The sequence below is a fragment of the Methylobacterium sp. 17Sr1-1 genome, assembly GCF_003173775.1.
In the GTDB taxonomy this organism is placed as follows: domain Bacteria; phylum Pseudomonadota; class Alphaproteobacteria; order Rhizobiales; family Beijerinckiaceae; genus Methylobacterium.
The window spans coordinates 5,163,011-5,182,600 of the sequence record NZ_CP029552.1 but is presented as its reverse complement, the minus strand read 5'-3'; the positions used below and the strand labels follow the sequence as shown (position 1 = coordinate 5,182,600).

The following is a 19,590-nucleotide window of genomic DNA, read 5'->3' as shown; positions in this document are numbered from 1 at the left end:
CTCCTTCCAGAGCAGTTTCTGACGAACTGGACACCGGTTCGCGGAAGAAAATGCAGCAAAATCAAAAACTTAGAGTGGCGCGCGTGCGCGCTGCTCTAGGACAGGGCCGGACGGGCGGTGAGCGGGGCGCGACCGGGCCGGCGCACCAGCGGCCCGATCGCCACGAGGGTGGCGAACAGGAGCCCGATCTCGATGTGGTAGACGACGAGGTAGCCGGTGGAGGCCTCTGCGAGCGCCTCGCCGAGGCGGCCCGAGACCGCGAGCGCCGAGCCGAGATCGCGCAGGATGCCGCTCGCCGCGATGGCGAGGCCCGCGGCGCAGGCCTGCACGGCGCCCCAGGCGCCGAGCGCCAGCCCGGTCTGCTCAGCTTGCGCGCCCGCCATCGAGGCGGTGAGCGTGCCGTGGGCGAAGAGGCCGCCGCCGACGCCGATCAGCGCCACGCCGCAGGCGAAGAGACTGCCGGAGCTCAAGGGCGCGGCGAAGACCACCGCCGAGAAGGCCGCGATGCCGACGACCGCGCCGGCCGCCGCGACCCGGAACGGATCGCCGCCGCGGTTGAGCCAGCGCGCCGCGGTGATGAGCCCCGCCCCGCCGCCGACGGCGAGCACCGCGGTCAGCGCGGTCGTGGCGGCGACCGGCAGGTGCAGGATCTGGCCGCCATAGGGTTCGAGCAGGATGTCCTGCATGCTGAACCCCGCCGTGCCGAGCCCGGTGGCGATCAGGCGCCGGCGCGCCTGCGGCTGGGCCGCGTAGGCCTGCCAGGCATCGCCGAAGCGGCGCGGTGCCTGGGCCTTGCGGGAGGTATCGCGCGGCTCCTGCTTCCACAGGGCGATGCCGTTGAGGATCAGCGTCGCGAGCGCCGCGCCCTGGATCACCTGGATCAGCCGGATCGCCGAGAAGGCGTGCAAAGCCAGCCCGAACACCACGGCGCTCGCCATCATGCCGGCCAGCAGCATGGCGCAGAGCAGCGCCACCACCTTCGGGCGGGCATGGGCCGGCGCGAGGTCGGTGGCGAGCGCGAGCCCCACCGTCTGCGTGGTGTGGAGGCCGGCGCCGACGAGCACGAAGGCCAGCGCCGCCGCGGCTTGCCCGATCACGATCGGCCCGGTCGTGTCCCCCGACAGGATCAGCAGCGCGAACGGCATGATGGCGAAGCCGCCGAATTGCAGCAGCGTGCCGAACCACAAGTAGGGCACCCGCTTCCAGCCCAGCACCGAGCGGTGGGTGTCGGAGCGGAATCCGATCAGCGCCCGGAAGGGAGCGGCCAGCAGCGGCAGCGCCAGCATCACGGCGACGATCCAGGCCGGCACCTCGAGCTCGACGATCATCACCCGGTTGAGGGTGCCGATCAGCAGCACCGCCGCCATCCCGACCGTGACCTGGAACAGCGACAGGCGCAGGAGCCGGCCGAGCGGCAGCTCGGCGGTCGCGGCATCCGCGAAGGGCAGGTAGCGGGGCCCGAGCGCGGCGAGCGCCCGGGCGAGGCGGTGGGCCGTGCTCATCGGCGCGCCAGCTCCAGGGCGTTCGAGAGGTAGAAGCCGGAATCGACCCGGCGGCTGCGGGCCACCGTGAAGGGCGCGAGGCCCGGATCGGCGGCGATGCGGCGGCGTAACGAGCCCTCGCCGACCGGCTCGATCGCCGGCGCCCGGTCGCCGCGGGGGAAGAGGCGGCCGGCGGCGTGCATCACGGTGAGCAGCGGGGTGCGCGGCGCGACGGTGAAGAGGAGCGAGGCGTCGGTGCGGCGGGCGAGCGCCGCCAGCGCCCGGACGATGTCGGGCGTGCGGTAATGGATCAGCGAATCCATCGCCACGACGTGGTCGAAGCGGCCCCACCCCTCGTCCAGCATGTCGCCGACCTGGAAATCGAGGCGGCCCGGGAGCCGCAGGCTCGCGGTGCGCTCGCGGGCAAGATCGACCAGCGTCGGCGACACGTCGACGGCGACGACCTCGGCGCCGCGCCGCGCCGCCTCGACGGCGAGCGCGCCGGTGCCGCAGCCGGCATCGAGCAGGCGCCGCCCGGTGAGGTCGGCCGGCAGCCAGGACAGGAGCTCGGCCCGCATCGCGTCGCGGCCGGCCCGCACGGTGGCGCGGATCCGGCTCACCGGCGCGTCGGAGGTCAGCCGCGCCCAGGCCTCGACGGCGGTGCGGTCGAAATAGGTTTCGAGCTGGGCCCGGCGGGTGGCGTAGGTGGAGCTGGTCATCAGTCGAAGCCCAGGAACTCGAACAGGTCGCGGTCCTTCATCGGCACCGCCGGGAGCGGATCGACGCCGGCCCAGAGCTGCTCGGCGAGCTGCAGGTACTCGGCCTGCACCGCCAGCAGCTCCGGCGAGGGATCCATCTCGAACAGCGTCGCCTTCTTCAGGCGCGAGCGGCGCACCACGTCGAGATCCTGGAAATGCGCCAGGCGCTTGAGGCCGACCGCGTCGTTGAACCGGTCGATCTCGTCGGTCTTGGCCGAGCGGTTGGCGATGACGCCGCCGAGGCGCACGCCGTAATTCTTCGACTTGGCGTGGATCGCCGCGACGATGCGGTTCATCGCGAAGATCGAGTCGAAGTCGTTGGCGGTGACGATCAGCGCCCGGTCGGCATGCTGGAGCGGCGAGGCGAAGCCGCCGCAGACGACGTCGCCGAGCACGTCGAAGATCACCACGTCGGTGTCCTCCAGAAGGTGATGCTCCTTCAGGAGCTTCACCGTCTGCCCGACGACGTAGCCGCCGCAGCCGGTGCCGGCGGGCGGTCCCCCCGCCTCGACGCAGCGCACGCCGTTATAGCCCTCGACGACGAAGTCCTCGACGCGCAGCTCCTCCGAGTGGAACTGCACCGCTTCCAACGCATCGATGACGGTGGGCGCCAGGCGCTTCGTCAGCGTGAAGGTCGAATCGTGCTTCGGGTCGCAGCCGATCTGGAGCACGCGCTTGCCGAGCTTCGAGAACGCGACCGAGAGATTCGACGAGGTCGTGCTCTTGCCGATGCCGCCCTTGCCGTAGACGGCGAAGACCTTGGCGGTCTCGATGCGGATGTCCGGGTCGAGGGCGACCTGGAGGCTTCCTTCCTCCCGCCGCGGCACGGGGTTTCGGATCGCGATGTTCATGCGGCAGCCTCCGCGGTGATGCCTTCGAGCCGGTCCTCCAGGGCCTCCTCGGCCCGGTCGAGGGCGGCACGGGTCTCGGGGTCCGGGGTCCAGAAGCCGCGCCGATGCGCCTCGATCAGGCGGTGGGCGACCTTGGCCGAGGCGGCGGGGTTGAGCGCCGCCATGCGCTCGCGCATCGCCTCGTCGAGGACGTAGGTCTCGGTGATGCGCTGGTAGATCCAGGGCGCGACCTGGTCGGTGGTGGCCGACCAGCCCACGGTATTCGTGAGGTGCTGGTCGATCTGGCGCACGCCCTCGTAGCCGTGGCCCAGCATCCCCTCGACCCATTTCGGGTTGAGCATGCGGGTGCGGGTCTCCAGCGCCACCTGCTCGGAGAGCGAGCGCACCCGGCCCTCGCCGCGGGTCTGGTCGCTGATATAGACGGGGACCGCATTGCCCCGGGCCTTCGCCACGGCGCGGGCCATGCCGCCGAGCCCGTCGAAGTAATGGTCGACGCTGGTCACCCCGACCTCGACCGAATCGAGGTTCTGGTAGGCGAGGTCGACCTGCGCCAGCACCGCCTGCATCAGGGCGCGGCGCGGCTCCGGCTGGCCGGTGCGGCCATAGGCGAAGCTCTTGCGGCGCGAGAACGTCTCGCACAGCTCGGCCTCGTCCTCCCAGCGTCCGGAATCGACGAGGTGGTTGAGGTTGGCGCCGTAGGCTCCTTCCGCGTTGCTGAAGACCCGGAGCGCCGCGGTCTCGATGTCGATCCCCTGCGCCGCCTGATGGGCGAGCGCATGCTTGCGCACGAAGTTCAGCGCCTCCGGCTCGTCGGCGGTGGCGGCGAGATAGGCGGCTTCCGCCAAAAGCTTCGTCTGGAGCGGCAGCAGATCGCGAAAGATGCCCGAGAGGGTCGCGACCACGTCGATGCGCGGGCGTCCGAGATCTTCGAGCGGGATCAGCACCGCGCCGCAGAGCCGGCCGTAGCCGTCGAAGCGCGGCGCGGCGCCCATCAGCGCGAGGGCCTGGGCGACCGGGGCGCCTTCGCTCTTCAGGTTGTCGCTGCCCCACAGGACGAGCGCGATGCTCTCCGGATAGGTGCCGCCATCGGCCGCGTGGCGGGCGAGCAGCCGCTCGATCTGGACCCGGCCGTCGGCCAGCGCGAAGGCGCTCGGGATCCGGTAGGGGTCGAAGCCGTGCAGGTTGCGCCCGGTCGGCAGGATCGCGGGCGAGCGCAGCACGTCCCCGCCGGCGACCGGGGCGAGGAAGCGGCCGTCGAGGGCGCGCAGCAGGGCCGGGATCTCGTGGTCCTCGGCGAGCAGCCGGTCGGTCTCGGCCAGCGCCCGGAAGGCGGCGAGCGTCGCATCGTCGGCGGACAGGCCCGCGACCGCGATCGCCTCCTCCGGCGCGGCGCCCCCGACCAGCCGGGCGATGCCGGCGCGGCCCGGCGCGAGGCCGTGGATGGATTCGGCCAGCGCCAGCAGCAGGTCGACCCGCTCCTCCGCCGGGGTGCCCTGCCCCACCACGTGCAGGCCGTGCGGGATCAGGGTGTGTTCGAGCTCGACGAGCCGCACCGACAGGGCGGCGATGCGCTGTTCCGCACCCTCGCCCCATTCCTCGCCCTCGGCGAGGTCGAGCGCGAGCGCCTGGCCGTGGATGAGGATCGCGAGCTTTTCCCGCTCGGCCGCATCCTCCGGCGGCAGGGCGCGGCGGCGCTCCAGCGACGCCTTCAGATCGATGAGCCCGCGATAGAGCCCGGCCTGGGCGAGGCTCGGGGTCAGGTAGCTCACGAGCGTCGCCGCCGCCCGGCGCTTGGCGAGGGTACCCTCCGACGGGTTGTTGGCGGCGTAGAGGTAGATATTGGGCAGCGCACCGATCAGCCGCTCGGGCCAGCAGGCGGCCGACAGCCCGGTCTGCTTGCCGGGCATGAATTCGAGCGCCCCGTGGGTGCCGAAATGCAGCACGACGTCGGCGCAAAAGTCCTCGCGCAGGTAGCGGTAGAAGGCCGAGAAGGCGTGGGTCGGGGAAAAACCCTGCTCGAACAGCAGGCGCATCGGGTCGCCCTCGTAGCCGAAGGCCGGCTGCACCCCGACGAAGACGTTGTCGAAGTGGGCCCCGAGCACCAGGATCCCGCCGCCGTCGCTCTGGTGGCGGCCCGGCGCCGGGCCCCACTGCGCCTCGATCTCGGCGAGATGCGCCTCGCGCCGCACGTGCTCGTCGGCCGAGATGCGGTGGGCGACGTTGGCCGGCGTGCCGTATCGGGCGGCATTGCCGTCGAGCACCCGGGCGCGCAGGGCCTCGACGCTCTCAGGGACCTCGACGGAATAGCCGTCCGCCTCCAGGCCCCGGAGCACCCGGTGGAGTGATTCCCACACCGACAGGAAGGCGGCGGTGCCGGTGGCGCCGGCATTCGGCGGGAAATTGAACAGGACCACCGCGACCTTGCGCTCGGCCCGTGCGCGGGACCGCAAGGCAACGAGCCGCGCCACCCGGTCGGCCAGGCGAGCCGTTCGCTCGGGATGCACCGCCATGTCGCGGGACTCAGCCCCGCCGGCGGCGCGGCCACCGAACACCATCGGGGCGGTTGCGCCATCGAGTTCCGGGATCGCCACCATCATGGTCGCCTCGACCGGCGACAGGCCGCGGGCGGAGGCCTCCCACTGCTCCAGGCTCTGGAACTCGACCGCTTGCGCCGCGAGGTAGGGCACGTCGAGCCGCGCCAGCATCGCGCTCGCGGCGGCGGCGTCGTTGTAGGCCGGCCCGCCGACGAGGGAGAAGCCGGTGAGCGACACCAGCGCGTCGATCGCCGGCCGGCCGTCGCGCAGGAAGAATTTTTCGACCGCCGGGCGGTTGTCGAGCCCGCTGGCGAAGGCCGGCACGACCGTGAGCCCGCGCGCTTCGAGCGCCGCGATCACCCCATCGTAATGGGCGGTGTTGCCGGCGAGCACGTAGGAGCGCATCAGCAGGAGGCCGACGCGGCCCCCCTTGCCGGAGGCCGGCAGCCAGTCGAGGCGTTCGGTCACGCGTTCGGCAAGCCGCGGGTGGTAGAGGCCGGTCTCCGGATAGGCCAGGGGCTCGGCGGCCGTGAGATGCCGGCGCCAGGCGGCGCGCGGACCGGCGGCGTAGCGGCCGGCGAGGAAGCGCACGAGGTTGACGACGTTCTCGTCCGAGCCGGCGAGCCAGTATTGCAGGGTCAGGAAATAGGCGCGCACGTCCTGGGCCGAGCCCGGGATGAAGCGCAGGATCCGGGGGATCTGGCGGATCAGCGCCATCTGGCGCGCGCCGCTGCCCTGGGTCCCACCGGGGCCCGACTTGCCGCGCAGGCGCTTCAGAAAGTCGAGCGCGCCGCGCTGCGACCCGTCCATGGCGAAGCGGTTCATCCGGGTGGTGCGCACGACCTCGGCCGCCGAGAGGCAACCCACCATCGCGTCGCAATGCGGGCGGCGGGCGAGCAGCGCCGGCAGCACCGCCCGGACGTGCTCGTCCATGAACAGCATCGCCGCGAGCACGATGTCGGCTCGCGCGACATCGGCCCGGCAGGCCTCGAGGGCCGAGGGGTCGGTCTCCCACTCGGCGGCGGCGTGGAAGCCGAGGACGAGGGTGGGCGCCGTCTCCGCCAGCACCCGGCGCGCCCGCTCCACCGCCCCGGCGAGGTGGTTGTCGAGGGTGACGATGACGACGCGCAGCTCCGGCAGCGCGCTCACCCTCTCACCGGCTGAAATGCGCTTTGGCATCGTACAGGGTCTCGACGGTGATGAGCGGGAGCGCCCGCTCGCGGGCGAAGCGTTCGGTGTTGTGGCGGGCCTTGCCCCGCACGAAGAACGGGACCTTCTTCAGCTCGCGCTCGGCCTCGATCGACCAGACCACCGGCACGTCGGCGGTGACGGGCGCCGCGACGAGGACCGTCGCGGCCTCCTCGCGCGGCCGGCCGCCGAGGTGAGAAGGGGCGACACCGTCATGGAATTCCGGGTCGTCCCGGAACATCGCCAGCAGGTGCTCCTCCAGCCCCATCATCAGCGGGTGGACGAAGGTGTCGAACAGGACGTTCGCGCCCTCGAAGCCCATCTGCGGCGCGTGGCGGGCCGGCACGTCCTGCACGTGCATCGGCGCCGAGATCACCGCGCAGGGGATGCCGAGACGCTTGGCGATGTGGCGCTCCATCTGGGTGCCGAGCACCAGTTCCGGCTGCGCCGCCGCGATCGCCGCCTCGACCGCCAGGTAATCGTCGGTGATCAGCGCCTCGATGCCGTGGGCGGTGGCTTCCGCCCGCACCTCGCGGGCGAATTCGCGCGAGTAGGTGCCGAGCCCGACGACGGAGAAGCCGATCTCGCGCGAAGCGACCCGGGCCGCCGCGACCGCGTGGGTGGCGTCGCCGAAGACGAAGACGCGCTTTCCCGTCAGGTACGTCGAATCGACCGAGCGGGAGTACCAGGGCAGGCGCGAGCCTTCCCCGTCGAGGACCGGTACCGGATCGATTCCGGCGAGCGCCGCCACCGCCTCGACGAAGGCGGTCGTGCCCTTCACGCCGATCGGCGTCGTCTCGACGAAGGGCTGGCCGTGGGTGCGCTCCAGCCATTGCGCGGCGCTGCGCGCGACTTCCGGATAGAGGACGACGTTGAAGGCGGCGTTCCCGAGGCGCCCGAGATCGGTCGGCGTGGCGCCCAGCGGCGCCACGACGTTCACCACGATGCCGAGTTCCCCGAGGAGCCCGCGCACCTCCCGCAGGTCGTCGCGGTGGCGGAAACCCAGCGAGGTCGGCCCGAGGATGTTGCAGCTGGCCTGGATCCGGGCTGGGTCGGTGCGCGGGCCGGCGAGCGTCCGCACGACGCGGTAGAAGGTCTCGGAGGCGCCCCAGTTCTCCTTCTTCTGGTAGGCCGGCAGCTCCAGCGGGATCACCGGGATCGGCAGGCCGAGCGCCCGCGACAGCCCGGCCGGGTCGTCCTGCAGCAGCTCGGCGGTGCAGGAGGCGCCGACGATCATCGCCTGCGGGCGGAAGCGGTCATAGGCGGCGGCGACCGCCTGCTTGAAGATCTCGGCGGTGTCGGAGCCGAGGTCGCGGGCCTGGAAGGTGGTGTAGGTCACCGGCGGGCGGGCGCCGTGCCGCTCGATCATGGTGAAGAGCAGGTCGGCGTAGGTGTCGCCCTGCGGCGCGTGCAGCACGTAGTGCAGGCCGCGCATCGCGGTGGCGACCCGCATCGCACCGATGTGAGGGGGCCCCTCGTAGGTCCAGAGCGTGAGCTGCATGGTCCTAGCCCTCCAGCCGTGCGCGGCGGGCAAGCGGTCGGGTGAACAGACCGGCGAGGTCGCCGGCCTGCTCGTAGCCCTGGATCGGGGTGAACAGGAGCTCGATCGACCACTTGGTCGCGAGGTCCTCCGCCTCCAGCGGGTTGGCGAGGCCGAGGCCGCAGATCGTGAGGTCGGGCCGGGCCGCCCGGCAGCGGTCGAGCTGATCGTCGAGGCTCTGCCCCTCCGTCACCACCGTGCCGCCGGGCAGCAGCGCCAGGTCCTCGGCGAGGTGGCCGCGATGCAGGTAGGGCGTGCCGACCTCGATCAGCTCCGCCCCCATTTCCCGCGACAGGAAGCGGGCGAGCGGCACTTCGAGCTGCGAATCGGGGAAGAAGAACACCCGGCGCCGGCTGAGGGCCGCACGATGCGCCTGGAGCGCCCGCGCGGCCCGGGCGCGGCCGGCCTCGGTCACCGCGACGAGGCGCGACGGCGGGATCCCGAAGGCGCGGGCGGCCGCCGCCAGCCACAGGGTCGTGCCCTCGGCGCCGAGCGGGAACGGCGCCGCGATGCGGGTCGCGCCCCGGTTCTCCAGGGCACGCGCCGTGTCGGTGAGGAAGGGCTGGGCGAGGAGATAGCGGGTGTTCGGGCCGACCGGCGCCCGGTCCGCCGCGCGGCGCCCGGGCAGGAAGCGCACGTCGGCGATACCGAGATCGGCGAACAAGCGCGCGAACTGGTCCTCGACCACGTCGGCCAGCGCCCCGACGACGAGGAGCGACTGGTCGGAAGAGTCGTTTTGGGCGCCCCGCGGCAGATCCGGGACGAGGGAGGCGAGGCAGGCATCCTCTCCTTGAGTGAACGTCGTCTCGATGCCGCTGCCGGAATAGCTGAGCACCCGCACGTCCGGGGCGAAGCTGGCGGAGAGCCGCGTCGCAGCGCGGCCGAGATCGAGCTTGATCACCTCGGACGGGCAGGAGCCGACGAGGAACAGGAGCTTGATGTCGGGCCGGCGCTCCAGCAGGCGGCGCACGACGCCGTCCAGCTCCTCGTGCGCGTCGGCGAGGCCGGCGAGGTCCCGCTCCTCGATGATCGCGGTGGCGAAGCGCGGCTCGGCGAAGATCATCACCCCGGCGGCCGACTGGATCAGGTGGGCGCAGGTGCGCGAGCCGACGACCAGGAAGAACGCGTCCTGGATCTTGCGGTGCAGCCAGACGATGCCGGTCAGCCCGCAGAACACCGCCCGCTGGCCGCGCTCGTGGCGGATCTCGGGGCCACAAGGGACGGGGGACGCGAGGGGAGTGGCGAGCGCCGTCATCGGGCGACCCCCACGGCATAGGCGGGGGCCTGCAGCCGGGCGGCCCGCAGCTTGAGCAGGAACTGGCCGGCATTGACGAGGTAGCTGGCGTAGGCCGCGAGCGCCAGCAGCATCAGCCCGGCGGTGCCGAGAGCCCCCGTCGCCAGCGCCACCAGGTAGGCGGTGTGGAGCGCCAGCACCAGCATGCTGACCACGTCCTCCCAGTAGAAGGCCGGGGCGAAGAGGTAGCGCCCGAACACCGCCTTTTCCCAGAGGGAGCCGGTGACCATGATCGCGTAGAGCGCGAGGGTCTTGGCCACCACCGAGGCGTTGGCGAGAGCGACCCCCTCCCCAGTCGCCAGCGTGCGCGAGACGAGGGCGAGGCTGATGAGGAAGATCGCGAACTGGAGCGGCGCCAAGACCCCCTGGACCAGGGTCCAGGGTGAGGCGTCCCGGCGGCGGCGCTCGGCTTCGCTGTAGAGAAACGGCCGGTCCGTGGACGTCGCCATCGCGCCTGCCCTCACCTGTCCGACCCGCGTTGGCCGCGGATGCCGATGGAGGAAACCTAGGGCCGGCGGCGCCGGAGTGTCAACCTAAGTTGACAGTTGAATGTGATGACAATCCGGGGAGGGTCTCACGAATGCGCCTTGCGGCGCGCCGCCGAGGCTGTATCCTGGAATGAATCCGGATGACGCCGCCCCACAACGGCGCTCCCAAGGTAGAATACCCGACACAAGGTCGAGAAAACTCGATTTTCCTGAGCATCGGGGAGGTGCCGGTGGGAGATCAAGCACAGTCCGGCACATTGCCCGGCGATAGGCCGGGCCCGCGTGACCGCGCGTTTCGTGATCGGTCTACCCTCGACATGAACTCCGGGGGAGTACAAAGGCGCTTGCGCTGGCGGGACGATCTCGCTCAGGTCGTCGAGGCCGAGATCATTCCCCGGCTGATGCTCGCCCACCGCAGCGAACGGCCGGTGCGCCGTTTTCCGGCTCGCCTGAGCGGGGCCGACGATATCGGCCGCCTCGGCGCCCTGCTGCTGCTGCCCGAAGACCGCGACGTGCTGGCGGAGATCCGCGGCCTGATCGCGGACGGCATGAGCCTCGAGGAGGTGCTGACCGGGCTCCTCGCCCCCACCGCCCGGCATATCGGCCGGCTGTGGGAGGAGGACCTCTGCGACTTCGTCCAGGTGACGACCGCGATGGCCCGCCTGCGCCGCCTCGTCCACGACCTCGAGACGCTGTCCCTCGACCCGCATCCGGTCGATCCGGCGAGCCGGCGGGTCCTGCTGGTGCCGGCGCCGGGCGAGACCCATACCTTCGGGTTGACGCTGGCGGCCCACTTCTTCGCCGAGGCCGGCTGGGAGGTGACGACGAGCTTCGACCCCCATCTCGCCGACGCCCTGGAGCGCCTGCGGACCGAGTGGTTCGACGTGATCGGCCTGGCGCTCTCCTGCGACGTCTGCCTCGATCGGCTGGTCGCGGCGGTGCCGGTGCTGCGGCGCGCCTCGCGCAACCGCGACCTGCAGGTGATCGTCGGCGGCCCCGCCTTCCACGGCCGGCCCGACCGAATCCGGCTCGCCGGCGCCGACGCGGTCGTCGACGATGCGCGCGATGCACCCGGAATCGTGCAAAGCTTGCTTGATCTGCGGATTAGAGCCTGCTGAAAGACCTGTTCGATACGGTCGGCGTGTGTTGGTGACCCTTGAACAGACCCCTGAGCCCTGCTGCGAAGGAATCGTTCGCGGTGCTGCGAGACGCCGTCTCCCGCCTCGATCCCCGGATGACGGGTAGCCTCGTCGCTGCCGCCAGCGACGTGTCCCTCGTCGTCGACGGCGAAGGCGTGATCCGCGACGCCGCCTTCGGCGCCGACGGCCTGTACGAGGAGGCGGGCGACAGCTGGCTCGGCCGGCGCTGGATCGACACCGTGACGGCGGAGAGCCGGCCGAAGGTCCTGAGCCTGATCGAGGACGCCGCCCCCCACGCGGTCACGCGCTGGCGCCAGGTCAACCACCCCTCCGCGCAGGGCGGCGTCGACGTGCCGATCCGCTACGCGGCCCTGCGCGTGCCCGACGACGACCGCATCATCGTGATCGGCCGGGATCTCCGGGCGCTCTCGGCCCTGCAGCAGCGCCTGACCGAATCGCAGCAGGCCCTGGAGCGCGACTATGCCCGCCTGCGCAGCGCCGAGACCCGCTACCGCGTGCTGTTCCAGCTCGCCGGCGAGCCGATCCTGATCGTCGATGCGGGCACGCGCCGCGTCACCGAGATCAACCCGGCCGCCGCCCGGCTCCTCGGCCGGGCGGTCAAGCGCATCGTCGGGCGCGACCTCGTCGACCTGTTCGAGCCCGAAGGCGCCCGCGCCGTCCAGGCCTTGCTGGTGGGCCTGCGCCTCACCGGGCAGGCGGAGGATCTGACCGCCCGCCTCGCCCAGCGGCGCGGCGAAGCGCGGGTCTCCGCCACTTTGTTTCGCGAGGAGGCCGGGATGAACATCCTGGTCCGCCTCGCCGCCCTCAATCCGGCCCCGCATCCGGTGGCGCCGCGCTCGGGCGCGCTCGAGGTGATCGAGGCGATGCCCGAAGGCTTCGTCGTCACCGACCGCGACCGGCGCATCATCGGCGCCAACGCCGCCTTCCTCGACCTCGCCCAGCTCGCCACCGAGCATCAGGCCAAGGGCGAATCGCTGGAGCGCTGGCTCGGGCGCGAGGGCACCGAGATCGCCGCCCTGTTCACGACCCTGACCGAGCACGGCTCGGTGCGCCATTTCGCCACCGTGGTGCGGGGCGAGTTCGGCGCGCTCGACGAGGTCGAGGTCGCGGCGGTCTCGGTGCCGGGCGGCGACCGGCCCTGCTTCGGCTTCACCCTGCGCACCCTGCCCCGCCGCGTCGCCGCCGTGGCGCCGGGCGGGCGCGAATTGCCGCGCTCGGTCGAGCACATGACCGAGCTCGTCGGCCGCGTGTCGATGAAGGCCCTGGTGCGCGAGACCACCGACCTGATCGAGCGCCTCTGCATCGAGGCGGCCCTGCGCATCACCCACGACAACCGCGCCTCGGCGGCCGAGATGCTGGGCCTCAGCCGGCAGGGCTTCTACGCCAAGATGCGCCGCTACGGCCTCGGCGACCTCGACGGAACGGAAGAGGCGGATGACGGCGCTGAGTGAGCGCGCACGTCTTCGCGACGGCGTGGACGAGAGTGTAAAGCGCGCTTGACACTCGCCCGGGGCCGTCCCACCCTCGCGGCATGACGACCGAGCCCCTGACCAAGCCCCTGATCGCGCCCCCGGCGGGACCAGTACCCCGGGCGCTTCTGGAACTGCTCAAGCCGATCACCTGGTTCGCCCCGATGTGGGCCTTCGCCTGCGGGGTGGTCTCGTCGGGAAGCCCGGTCCAGGGGCGCTGGCCCGTGGTGATCGCCGGCATCCTGCTCGCGGGGCCGCTGGTCTGCGCCACCAGCCAGGCGGCGAACGACTGGTTCGACCGGCACGTCGACGCGATCAACGAGCCGAACCGGCCGATCCCGTCGGGCCGCATTCCCGGCCGCTGGGGCCTCTACGTGGCGATGGCCTGGACGGTCCTGTCGCTCGCGGTCGCCGCCCTGCTCGGGCCCTTCGTGCTGGCTGCGGCGATCTTCGGGCTCGCCCTCGCCTGGCTCTACAGCGCGCCGCCGGTGCGGCTGAAGCGCGACGGCTGGTGGGGCAACGCGGCCTGCGGCCTCGCTTACGAGGGCCTGCCCTGGTTCACCGGCGCCGCCGTGATGGGCAGCGCCCTGCCGGACGGGCGGATCATCGGGCTCGCCGCCCTCTACAGCCTCGGCGCCCACGGCATCATGACGCTGAACGACTTCAAGTCGATGGAAGGGGACCGGCGCACGGGCATCCGCTCGCTCCCGGTCCAGCTCGGCGCCGACCGCGCCGCCCGCCTCGCCTGCCTGGTCATGGCGGCGCCGCAGGCGGTGGTGGTGATCCTGCTCTTTGCCTGGGGGGCGCCCTGGCACGCCGCCCTCGTCGCCGCCCTGCTCGCCGGCCAGGGGCTGCTGATGCGCCGCTTCCTCGGCGATCCGCACCGGTGGGCCGCCTGGTACAACGGTACCGGCACCCTCCTCTACGTGCTCGGCATGCTCACCGCGGCGCTCGCCCTGAGTGGGGGTCCCGCATGAGCGGCCCGGCGACCTTCGGCTGGGGCACCATCGTCCGCCTCGGCCTCGTCCAGACCGCGCTCGGCGCCATCGTGGTGCTGATCACCTCGACCCTCAACCGCGTGATGGTGGTGGAGCTGGCACTGCCGGCCGCCCTGCCCGGCGGGCTGGTGGCCCTGCACTACGCCGTGCAGGTGCTGCGCCCGCGCTGGGGCTACGGCTCGGATCTCGGCCGCCGCCGCACGCCCTGGATCGTCGGCGGCATGGCGCTGCTGGCGCTCGGCGGCGCCGGCGCCGCCCTCGGCACGGCGCTCGTCGCGAGCCATCCGGCGGCGGGTTACGGGCTTCTGGTCGTGTCCTTCCTCGCCGTCGGCATCGGGGTCGGGGCGGCGGGCACCTCGCTGCTCGTGCTGCTCTCCACCGGTGTGGCGCCCCATCGCCGGGGGGCCGCCGCGACGATCGTCTGGATCATGATGATCGCCGGCTTTGTCGTCACCGCGCCGACCGCCGGGCACCTGCTCGATCCGTTCTCGGGCTCCCGCCTCGTCGCGGTCTCGAGCGGCGTGTCGCTGATCGCCTTCCTGGTGGCGCTCGGCGCGCTCTGGGGCGTCGAGCCGGCGCGGGCCCCCGCCTCCTCCTCCGCCGGAGACGCGCCGCCGCGGCCCTTCGCGCGCGTGCTCGCCGAGGTCTGGGCCGAGCCGGAGGCGCGGCGCTTCACGGTCTTCGTCTTCCTGGCGATGCTCGCCTACAGCGCGCAGGAGCTGATCCTCGAACCCTTCGCCGGCCTCGTCTTCGCGCTGTCGCCGGGCGCCACCACCAAGCTCTCGGGCCTGCAGAACGGCGGGGTGCTCGTCGGCATGATCGTCGTCGCCCTCGTCACCGCCAACGGGCGCGGGCCGCTCGCCTCCTTGCGCCTGTGGACCGTCACCGGCTGCCTCGGCTCGGCCGCCGCGCTCGCGGCGATCGCGGCCTGCGGCTATGCCGGGCCCGGCGTCCCCTTGCGTCCCTGCGTCGTCGGGCTCGGCCTGTTCAACGGCATCTTCGCGGTGGCGGCGATCGGCCAGATGATGGCGCTCGCCGGCAGCGGCGGCGCGCCCGACGGCGAGAGCCGCCACGGCACCCGCATGGGGGTGTGGGGCGCGGCGCAAGGTGTCGCCTTTGGGCTCGGCGGCTTCCTCGGCGCGGCGGGCGTCGACCTCGCGCGGCTGGCCTTCGGCACCGTGGTGCCGGCCTACGCGACGGTGTTCGTGACGGAGGCCGCGCTGTTCCTGGTCGCCGCCGGGCTGGCCGCCCGGATCGGGCGGCCGGAACGGGATGCGCGGGCGATCGAAAGCCTGTCGGTGCGGCACGCCGTCTAAGAACAGATCCGGCCGGACCCGGCCCGGACAACCCGGAGGCACGGCCATGGACGAGGGAATCGTCGACGCGGTGGTGGTGGGAGGGGGACCGGCCGGGGCGACGGCGGCGACCGATCTCGCGCGGCTCGGACGCCGGGTCGTGCTGCTCGACCGGGCCGGGCGCATCAAGCCCTGCGGCGGCGCGATCCCGCCGCGGCTGATCCGCGACTTCGCCATCCCCGACGAGCTGCTGGTGGCGAAGATCCGCTCCGCCCGCATGGTCTCGCCGCGGGACCGCGCGGTCGACATGCCGGTCGGCGAGGGTTTCGTCGGCATGGTCGACCGGGGGCCGTTCGACGAGTGGCTGCGGGTGCGCGCGGTCCTGGCCGGCGCCGAGCGGGTGACCGGCACCTACCTGCGCCTGGCCCGCACGGAAGACGGTCCGGTCACGGTGCATTACCGGGATGCAGCGGGCGGCGAGGCGACGATCCGCACCCGCCTCGTCATCGGGGCCGACGGCGCCAATTCGGCGGTCGGGCGCCAGGAGATCCCGGCGCACGGCAAGATGCGGCAGGTCTTCGCCTACCACGAGATCGTGCGCACGCCGCCGGCCGGCGCGGGCGCCGTCGAGGCGACGCGCTGCGACGTCTACTACCAGGGCGTCCTGTCGCCGGATTTCTACGCCTGGATCTTCCCGCACGGCGACACGCTCAGCATCGGCACCGGCAGCGCCCGCAAGGGGTTCTCGCTGCGCGGCGCGGTCGGGCGGCTTCGCGCCGCCACCGGACTCGATCTCGGCGAGACGGTCCGCCGCGAGGGCGCGCCGCTGCCGCTCAAGCCGCTCTCCCGCTTCGACAACGGCCGCGACGTGCTGCTCACCGGCGACGCCGCGGGCCTCGTCGCCCCGGCCTCGGGCGAGGGCATCTACTACGCCATGTTCGGCGGGCGCCTCGCCGCGGAAGCAGCCCACGACTTCCTCGCCAGCGGCAAGCCCCGCGCGCTCGCCCAGGCACGGCGCCGCTTCCTCAAGGCGCATGGCCGGGTGTTCTGGATCCTGCGGCTGATGCAGGGCGTCTGGTACCGCAACGACGCGTTGCGCGAGCGCTTCGTCAGCATCTGCCGCGATCCCGACGTGCAGTCGCTCACCTGGGACGCCTACATGAACAAGGAACTGGTGCGGGCCAAACCCGCAGCGCATGCTCGGATCTTCTTCAAGGATCTCGCCCACCTCTTCCGCTGGGTCTCGCCGTGATCGAGAACTTAAGCGGGGGCTGGGGCCCGATCGTGGTGGCGGCGGTCTCGGCCATCGTGGTGGCGGCGGCGGGCGCCTGGCTCACCACGCTGGGTCCCTGGTACCGCTCCTTGCAGGTGCCGTCCTGGAAGCCGCCCGACTGGGCCTTCGGCCCGGTCTGGACCACCATCTTCACGCTCGCGGCAATCGCCGGCGTGCTGGCCTGGAACGCGGCGCCGGAGGGGCCCGAGCGGGTCTGGCTGCTGGCCGCCTTCGCGGTGAACGGCGTCCTCAACATCGCCTGGAGCGGCGTGTTCTTCCGCCTGCAACGGCCGGACTGGGCGCTGATCGAGGTGGCAGCCCTGTGGCTGTCGGTGGCCGTGCTGATCCTGGTGGTGGGGCGGCATACCGGCCTCGGCGCGCTGCTCCTCGTGCCCTACCTCGTCTGGGTCGGGACCGCCGCGATGCTCAACTGGTCGATCGTGCGGCTGAACGGGCCGTTCTGATCCCCCTCACGCAGCATCCGCCGGGATCGGCACAGATCCGACGGACCCGGTACCGCACCCGTTGCTTGGGTCGCAAAAAATTCGATTGTTCTAGACCGGATCTCCGCAGATGCGACATCGTGAACCGTGGGGCGATTTCGGCGAATGCCACCCTATGTCCCGAGTTTGCAGGATTGGACTCCCCCGTCTGCTCGGTAATTTCCACGATCGACTGCGCATCGTCGATGCGGTCAGGAGGATTGACGCGTGCCGGACCTCCTTGCCAGCGGCCACATCGTCGACGCCGCGCTGCTGATCGTCGCCGCGGAGGCCGTCCTGATCGTCCTGTGGCGCCGCCGGGGCGGGCCTAAGCGGGGGGCGCTCCTCGTCAACCTCGCCTCGGGCGCCTGCCTGATGGTGGCCCTGCGCGCCGTGCTCGCGGGCGCGTCCGGATTCTGGCTCGCCGCCGCGCTCGCGGGGGCGGGCGCTGCCCATGTCGCCGATCTCTGGCTGCGGCTGCGCTCCGCCGCCCACTAACCCCGGAGGATTGTTTCATGCGCCGCCAGCCCGTCACCCGTCGTCGCACGCTCACCGCCCTGCTCGGCTCCGGCGCGCTCGCCTTCGCGGCCGGCACGGCGCTGGCGCAGCCGGCCTCCTCCGACCTCGTGGAGAAGGGCCGCTACCTCGCGACGGCCGGCGATTGCGTCGCCTGCCACACCGCGCCGGGCGGCAAGCCCTATGCGGGCGGCCTCACCATCAATTTCCCCGGCGGCATCGGCAAGCTCGCGACGCCGAACATCACCCCGGACAAGCAGACCGGCATCGGCAGCTGGAGCGACGACGACTTCAGACGCGCGATGCACCAGGGCATCACCAAGAACGGCAGCTACCTCTACCCCGCCTTCCCGTTCCCCTGGTACACCCGCCTGTCCGACGAGGACGTGGCGGCGATCAAGGCCTACCTGTTCTCGCTCGAGCCGGTGAACGCGCCGCGCAAGCCCACCGACATCGCCTTCCCGTTCAGCATCCGCGAGGGGCTGCTCGCCTGGCGCCTCGCCTTCTTCACGGAGGGACGCTTCAAGCCCGACCCGAAGGCGAGCGACGAGGTCAATCGCGGCGCCTACCTGGTCGAGGGCCCGGGCCATTGCGGCGCCTGCCACAACGGCAGCAAGCTCGTCGGCGCCTCGCAGTGGAGCGGCTACCTCGAGGGCGGGACGATCGACGGCTGGTACGCCCCGAACCTGTCGGGCGACGACAACCAGGGCCTCGGCAAGTGGAGCGAGGACCAGCTCACGACCTACCTCAAGACCGGCGCCGCCCCGGGCCGCGCCGGCGTCGTCGCCGGGCCGATGCGTCAGGTGATCGAGGAGAGCCTGAGCAAGATGACGGATGCGGACGTGCGCGCCATCGCGATCTACCTCAAGACGCTGGCGCCCAAGCCGACCTACACGCCGGACGTGAAGTCCGACTTCAAGTCGGCCTCCGCGGCGCCGGGCGCCGACACCTACCTCAACCGCTGTGTCGCCTGCCACCGGCCGGACGGCCAGGGCCAGCCGGGCGCGATCCCGCCGCTCGCCGGCAACGGCGCGGTGCTGGCCAAGGGCCCCGAGACGGTGATCCGGGTGATCCTCGGCGGCCTCGACGCCAAGGGCGAGTACGCGGCGATGCCGGCGGTCGGCGTCGGCATGACCGACGCGGAGATCGCCAACGTCACGAACTACGTCCGCCAGACCTTCGGCAACCAGGCCCCGCCGACCGCCGAGCCCGGCCAGGTAGCGAAGCTCCGTGCCGAGACCCAGACGATGCTCGCGGGCAACGCCCCCTGCGAGACGGTGTCGAACCCGACGCTCGCCGAGGCGCTGAAGACCGCGGATGCGGCAGGCCAGCTCAAGGACCTGAAGGCCGAGCAGATGCTGCCCCGCGTCGCGACCCTGCTGCCGGCCGTGCGCCAGGCCGCGCCGCAGGCGAGTTCGGCCGACCTCGTCAACGGGCTGACCGCCACCTTCTGCCAGGTCGCCGACCACGACAAGACCGGGCTCGACTGGCCGACGACGATCGGCAGCTTCTCGGGCGTGGTCTACGGGCAGCTGAAGAGCCCGAGCCGGGCTGAGAAGTAGGCGGCGGGGGAACGGATCTTCCGTCCCGCCACGCTCGTCGCCGGTCTCCGAGAGCCTGACCGGCGCCACGCGAGACGGGACGATCACCCGCCGAGCCGCACCGCCACCTCGTTGCGTCGCAGGAACGGCAGCGCGAAGGGCGGGTCGTACCCCATGAAGAACGGTGGCGCGGCCGGAGACCGGCCGGCGGCGCGCAGCACCTCGGTCAGGATGCGCTCCTGCGCGGCGCGGGCCTCCGGCGTGATGCGGCCGGAGAAGCGCAGCGCCGCGATCCGCTCCGGCGGCACCTTGACGAGGCGCACGCCGGGCTCGGTCGGCTGCGGCGCGCCGGCAGCCGCGACGGCGTGCGGCAGGAAGAACCGCATCGTGCCGCCCGTCCCCTGCTCCACCGGCACCGTCATGGCGATGTGCCGGCCGCCGGCCTCCACCGGCGCGGTCATGACTGGCGCCGTCATGGCGATGCGGTCGCCGGCCTGGTTCGCCCCGGTGATGTAGCGGAAGAGGCGCCCGAACGCCTCGCCGTCGCCCTGGCCGCGCGCGTCGGTCTCGACCGCGAGCCGCGGCTCGTAGTCCCGAATCTCGACGCCGCGATCGAGCCGTTCGACCACCGCGTAGCGGGGCTGGTCGTAGAACGCACGGATCCCGAACACCCCGAGGACCGATTCGATCAGCGTGACGGCGTAGTAGAGGATCTTGTCCAT

16 protein-coding genes are annotated in these 19,590 nt (G+C 72.3%); 8 read left to right on the top strand and 8 right to left on the bottom strand.

The annotated features are described in order from the left end of the window. Positions 1–95 precede the first annotated feature (95 nt). From DK412_RS23540 to bchF, 7 genes are read right to left on the bottom strand one after another with little or no spacing between them, the layout of a single operon-like run. Complete coding sequence (locus DK412_RS23540) at positions 96–1,502, bottom strand: MFS transporter (protein ID WP_109973942.1); 1,407 nt, start codon at positions 1,500–1,502, stop codon at positions 96–98. Beyond that, positions 1,499–2,200, bottom strand: coding sequence for a magnesium protoporphyrin IX methyltransferase (gene bchM / locus DK412_RS23535; RefSeq protein ID WP_109973941.1), 702 nt, complete (start codon positions 2,198–2,200; stop codon positions 1,499–1,501). Before bchM ends, DK412_RS23540 begins: the two co-directional genes overlap by 4 nt. Beyond that, the gene (gene bchL, locus DK412_RS23530; protein ID WP_093570012.1) at positions 2,200–3,090 is read right to left on the bottom strand and encodes a ferredoxin:protochlorophyllide reductase (ATP-dependent) iron-sulfur ATP-binding protein; all 891 of its coding nucleotides are present in this window, start codon (positions 3,088–3,090) and stop codon (positions 2,200–2,202) included. The genes bchM and bchL overlap by 1 nt, the downstream gene beginning before the upstream one ends. Next, complete coding sequence (locus DK412_RS23525; protein WP_109973940.1) at positions 3,087–6,803, bottom strand: magnesium chelatase subunit H; 3,717 nt, start codon at positions 6,801–6,803, stop codon at positions 3,087–3,089. Before DK412_RS23525 ends, bchL begins: the two co-directional genes overlap by 4 nt. Next, positions 6,778–8,313: a ferredoxin:protochlorophyllide reductase (ATP-dependent) subunit B gene (gene bchB, locus DK412_RS23520; protein ID WP_109973939.1), complete on the bottom strand. Its 1,536-nt coding sequence runs from the start codon at positions 8,311–8,313 to the stop codon at positions 6,778–6,780. Before bchB ends, DK412_RS23525 begins: the two co-directional genes overlap by 26 nt. A gap of 4 nt (positions 8,314–8,317) precedes the next feature. Beyond that, positions 8,318–9,607 (bottom strand): ferredoxin:protochlorophyllide reductase (ATP-dependent) subunit N, encoded by a 1,290-nt coding sequence (locus tag DK412_RS23515; RefSeq protein ID WP_109973938.1) that lies wholly within the window; start codon positions 9,605–9,607, stop codon positions 8,318–8,320. Continuing rightward, entirely contained in the window at positions 9,604–10,095 is a 492-nt protein-coding gene (gene bchF / locus DK412_RS23510; RefSeq protein ID WP_109973937.1) for a 2-vinyl bacteriochlorophyllide hydratase, read from the bottom strand. The genes DK412_RS23515 and bchF overlap by 4 nt, the downstream gene beginning before the upstream one ends. Positions 10,096–10,478: 383 nt before the next feature. On the opposite strand from bchF, the gene DK412_RS23505 reads away from it, so the two are divergent. The 8 genes from DK412_RS23505 to DK412_RS23470 all read left to right on the top strand — a co-directional run bounded on the left by DK412_RS23505 (position 10,479) and on the right by DK412_RS23470 (position 18,889). Continuing rightward, entirely contained in the window at positions 10,479–11,252 is a 774-nt protein-coding gene (locus DK412_RS23505) for a cobalamin B12-binding domain-containing protein (RefSeq protein ID WP_245447209.1), read from the top strand. A gap of 80 nt (positions 11,253–11,332) precedes the next feature. Beyond that, positions 11,333–12,745, top strand: a complete 1,413-nt coding sequence (gene ppsR, locus DK412_RS23500; protein ID WP_109973935.1) for a transcriptional regulator PpsR — start codon at positions 11,333–11,335, stop codon at positions 12,743–12,745. 80 nt (positions 12,746–12,825) lie between these two features. Next, positions 12,826–13,740 carry a chlorophyll synthase ChlG gene (chlG, locus tag DK412_RS23495; protein WP_109973934.1) on the top strand — a complete coding sequence of 305 codons (915 nt, stop codon included), beginning with the start codon at positions 12,826–12,828 and terminating at the stop codon, positions 13,738–13,740. Beyond that, a complete protein-coding gene (locus DK412_RS23490) occupies positions 13,737–15,077 on the top strand; it encodes a BCD family MFS transporter (RefSeq protein WP_109973933.1) in 1,341 nt (446 codons plus the stop codon). The genes chlG and DK412_RS23490 overlap by 4 nt, the downstream gene beginning before the upstream one ends. A gap of 46 nt (positions 15,078–15,123) precedes the next feature. Continuing rightward, entirely contained in the window at positions 15,124–16,308 is a 1,185-nt protein-coding gene (locus DK412_RS23485) for a geranylgeranyl diphosphate reductase (RefSeq protein ID WP_109973932.1), read from the top strand. Next, positions 16,305–16,793, top strand: a complete 489-nt coding sequence (locus tag DK412_RS23480) for a TspO/MBR family protein (protein WP_109973931.1) — start codon at positions 16,305–16,307, stop codon at positions 16,791–16,793. Before DK412_RS23485 ends, DK412_RS23480 begins: the two co-directional genes overlap by 4 nt. Before the next feature lie 246 nt (positions 16,794–17,039). Then, positions 17,040–17,309: a hypothetical protein gene (locus DK412_RS23475; RefSeq protein ID WP_109973930.1), complete on the top strand. Its 270-nt coding sequence runs from the start codon at positions 17,040–17,042 to the stop codon at positions 17,307–17,309. 17 nt (positions 17,310–17,326) lie between these two features. Continuing rightward, complete coding sequence (locus tag DK412_RS23470) at positions 17,327–18,889, top strand: cytochrome c (protein WP_109973929.1); 1,563 nt, start codon at positions 17,327–17,329, stop codon at positions 18,887–18,889. An 83-nt stretch (positions 18,890–18,972) separates the two neighbouring features. Here DK412_RS23470 and DK412_RS23465 read toward each other — a convergent pair whose 3' ends face one another. Next, positions 18,973–19,590, bottom strand: a complete 618-nt coding sequence (locus DK412_RS23465; RefSeq protein WP_109973928.1) for a heme-binding protein — start codon at positions 19,588–19,590, stop codon at positions 18,973–18,975.